The sequence below is a fragment of the Lentzea sp. NPDC003310 genome, assembly GCF_040610935.1.
In the GTDB taxonomy this organism is placed as follows: domain Bacteria; phylum Actinomycetota; class Actinomycetes; order Mycobacteriales; family Pseudonocardiaceae; genus Lentzea.
Genome location: NZ_JBEXNC010000046.1, coordinates 1 through 3,404, shown reverse-complemented (window position 1 = coordinate 3,404; position 3,404 = coordinate 1). Strand labels below are relative to the sequence as shown.

The 3,404-nt window shown below is 35.5% G+C and carries 4 protein-coding genes; 1 reads left to right on the top strand and 3 read right to left on the bottom strand.

The genetic code is table 11. The annotated features are described in order from the left end of the window. Positions 1-35: 35 nt before the first annotated feature. A complete protein-coding gene (gene oppD, locus ABZX02_RS43715) occupies positions 36-1,052 on the bottom strand; it encodes a murein tripeptide/oligopeptide ABC transporter ATP-binding protein OppD (RefSeq protein ID WP_355307935.1) in 1,017 nt (338 codons plus the stop codon). Between the two features lie 307 nt (positions 1,053-1,359). Further along, positions 1,360-2,471, bottom strand: a protein-coding gene (locus ABZX02_RS43710) for an IS3-like element IS981 family transposase (RefSeq protein ID WP_355307933.1) whose coding sequence is annotated in 2 segments (ribosomal slippage) — positions 1,360-2,255 and positions 2,255-2,471 — 1,113 coding nt in all. Because the reading frame shifts where the segments join, the coding sequence is not laid out codon by codon here. 92 nt (positions 2,472-2,563) lie between these two features. Between ABZX02_RS43710 and ABZX02_RS43705 the strand changes: the two genes are divergently transcribed. Then, positions 2,564-3,145: a recombinase family protein gene (locus ABZX02_RS43705; protein ID WP_003131722.1), complete on the top strand. Its 582-nt coding sequence runs from the start codon at positions 2,564-2,566 to the stop codon at positions 3,143-3,145. A gap of 11 nt (positions 3,146-3,156) precedes the next feature. Here the strand turns inward: ABZX02_RS43705 and ABZX02_RS43700 are convergent, their stop codons facing one another. After that, positions 3,157-3,372 (bottom strand): type I toxin-antitoxin system Fst family toxin, encoded by a 216-nt coding sequence (locus tag ABZX02_RS43700; RefSeq protein WP_355307931.1) that lies wholly within the window; start codon positions 3,370-3,372, stop codon positions 3,157-3,159. Positions 3,373-3,404: the final 32 nt, after the last annotated feature.

The window sequence follows — 3,404 nt, the reverse complement described above, 5'->3', positions numbered from 1 at the left end:
ATAAACTTTTAAGTCCTTTAAATTAAGAATTTCGCTCACTTTTTACCCCCTTTCAATTTTTGATCTGGAAATTCAAATTTTTTCCAAGCCTGACCTCGAACAAAATGATTTGAAGAAATTTCAGTCATTTTTTCCGAAATTACTTTTTGAGCTTCTTCTTTCATCCAAGGCACTCGAGCGAGAAATAAATCTTTGTCATACTCAATTTCTGACAGAGAAGGCACAGACCCTGGAATCACATATAAATCATCCGAAACTGTTTCGGCAGATGGATTTGAACGCAAAAGTGACCGGGTGTATGGATGTTTGGGATTTTGAAAAAGCTCTTCAACAGAAGCTTTTTCGACGAGTTGTCCGGCATACATCACCGCCACTGTATCAGCAACTTCAGCAACAACCCCTAAATCATGAGTAATTAGAATAACCCCAGCATTCTTCTTCTTTTGTATTTCTAAAATCAAGTCTAAAATCTGAGCTTGAATGGTAACGTCTAAAGCAGTCGTTGGCTCATCAGCAATAATCAAATCTGGGTCATTGGCAATGGCTATTGCAATCATTACTCTTTGTCTCATCCCGCCTGAAAGTTGGTGGGGAAATTGATTAACGACTCTTTTAGGATTTGGAATTCCTACTTGTTCTAAAAGTTGAAAGATTCTACTTTCATACTGATTTTCTGGATAAACATCATGCACGGCCAGCATTTCCTTGATTTGCTGCCCAATTTTCATCAATGGATTAAGCGCAGTGAGTGGATTTTGAAAAATCATTCCAACTTTACTTCCTCGAATATTTGCCATGGAGTCACCCGTTTTACCAATCACTTCTTCCTCATCCAATAACATGGAGCCTGTAATTTGAGTTTGATTTGGGTTGTGTAATCCCATAACAGCAGTTGCCAAAGTTGATTTCCCAGAACCTGATTCCCCAACAATGGCTAAAACTTCACCACGTCTAAGACTTAAATCAATATCATAAATTGCTTTTTGAAATTTACCAGCAATCCGAAAGGCAACACTCACTTGTTTTGCTTCCAAAATATTTTCACTTTCCATATTTACCTCAATGAAATCTTTCTAAATAGACTTAATAAAAGTATACTGCTTTTTCTGTATATTTGCAAAAAATTATCATTTTGGATATCTTCATGAATTTTCTGAACATTACGGGAAATGAAGGTAAAACAACAGTTTTGGAGGAAATAATAAAAGCAGTAATCATACTAAAAACTGCTTTTATTATTGTTTTATTTTTCATGTTGCTCTGTTTTGGACTTTTTATTCTTTAGTTTTTTATATTCTTTATTGATGACGTTAAGTCAAGTTTTTAGAGTAACAAACGTAGAATTTTAATCTATTTATTTTAAGCACTTACCTTTTCAAATTGATTAGGTGTAAGATACCCTAAACTTTGATGGATTCGTTTTGAATTATAAAAGGCTTCGATGTACCAGAAAATACTCTGATAGGCTTCTTCAAAGTTCTTATATTTAAATTGATACACCCACTCTCTTTTTAAATGTCCATGCCAAGATTCAAGACTGGTATTATGATAAGGGTATCCCCTTCGACTGAAAGAGTGAGTCATCCCATAATACTTAAGCAACTCTTCATACTCTAGACTCGTATACTGGCTTCCTTGGTCAGAATGAAGAATAACAGCTTCTGGATAGTCTTGTGATTTAATGGCCTTATTTAAAGTTCTTTGCACTAATTCTACAGTCATTCGCTTGCCCAAATCCCAAGCAATGACTTTTTTAGTATAACGATCCATAATGGTTGAGAGATAACCCCATCCTTGTTGAGTAGGAATATAAGTAATGTCGGTTGACCAAACCTTATTTTTCTTTGTAGGTTCAGTCTGTATAAGATTTTTTCGATTGATGTGATCACTTAGTGAGTATCCAGGCTTAAATTTCTTAATGACTACAGACTTGAGTTGAAGTTGTTTCATTAGCTTCTGTACCAGTTTTAACCCGACTTTTTCCCCTTGTTTAAGTAGAAGATGATGAATTTTAGTAGCACCATAGATTCCTCGGTTAGCATTGAAGAGTTGAGAAATTTTGAGTGACAGGTATTGTCTCCTTAATTGAGTTTTAGATGGATGTCGGTTAATCCGTTCATAATAACTTGATTCAGGAACATCAAGGAGTTGACAGCTTAGTCTGACATTGAGTGCTAAAGTTTGTATGGTTTGAGCCATATCCGCAGCACTCACTTCTTTTTCTCGGCGAATATGGTCAATACTTTTTTTAAGATGTCTCGTTCTTCCTTAACTTTAGCCAGTTGTCTTTTTAATTCTAGAAAATCAGCTTTAGAGACGGAGCTTTCATTAGATTTAGAGTAGAGGTCTATCCATTTATAAATTGTTGCAGGGGCCACGTCGTATTCTTTAGACAGCTGGGTGACGGATTGACCAGAATGATAGAAGGCGATAAGGGTTTCTTTAAATTCTTTTGAGTAGCGTTTTTGCATGTTTTTGTCCTTTGTCTAAATTATACAATAGTGACTCTAAGATTTAAGGATAACATCACTCACAACTTAGGGTTATTAATAGAGGTCAAAATATGAAAATTGGGTATGCACGTGTCAGTACCTTTGAACAGAAATTAGAATCCCAAATTGAAGTTCTGAAAGAAGCAGGAGCAGAAGAAGTTTTCCAAGAAAAATTTACTGGAACTAATGTCGAACGTCCACAATTTAATCTAGTATTTAAAAAGTTAAAGGATGGTGACACTTTAATTGTGACAAAGTTAGACCGATTAGCCAGGAACACTAGAGAAGTTTTAGAAATTGTTCAATCGTTATTTAATAGAGGAATTAAGGTTCATATATTAAATATTGGTCTTATTGATAATACACCTACTGGTCAGCTGATTTTTACCATCTTCAGTGCTTTTGCGCAGTTTGAACGAGACCTTATTGTAACCAGGACTCAGGAAGGAAAACATTTTGCTAAGCTTCATGATCCAAGTTTTAGGGAAGGGCGTCCTCAAAAATTTACCGAAGAACAAATTCAATTTGCTTATGAGTTAAAACAGCAAGGAATGACTTACAAGATGATTGAGCGAAAAACTGGTATCAGTATTGCGACTCAAAAACGAAGATTTATAAAAGCAAAAAATCAAGCTATTGACAAAGACTATTGAAATGTTATAATTTAGTTAACGAAGATTTGTGGGAGTGGTATCTCACAATAGGAACTGAGGAACTGCGAATTCCTCAGTTTTTTTGTACAAAAAACGCCCGGTTCTGCGAAACTGAGCGAATGTGGATTAATGGCGCTTACGTCGGTTTTTAACCAGTCCTTGACCAGCTCAAGGATTACTCCAACCACTATTGGAGCGACAACTGATACGAAGATTGTTATGAGCATAGACTCACCTCCCTTCTAAGGCAATACTGCAT

Excerpts from the sequence above, each read along its gene's own strand:
- oppD (WP_355307935.1), bottom strand. The coding sequence starts at position 1,052 with ATGGAAAGTGAAAATATTTTGGAAGCAAAACAAGTGAGTGTTGCCTTT.
- ABZX02_RS43700 (WP_355307931.1), bottom strand. The coding sequence starts at position 3,372 with ATGCTCATAACAATCTTCGTATCAGTTGTCGCTCCAATAGTGGTTGGA.
- ABZX02_RS43705 (WP_003131722.1), top strand. The coding sequence starts at position 2,564 with ATGAAAATTGGGTATGCACGTGTCAGTACCTTTGAACAGAAATTAGAA.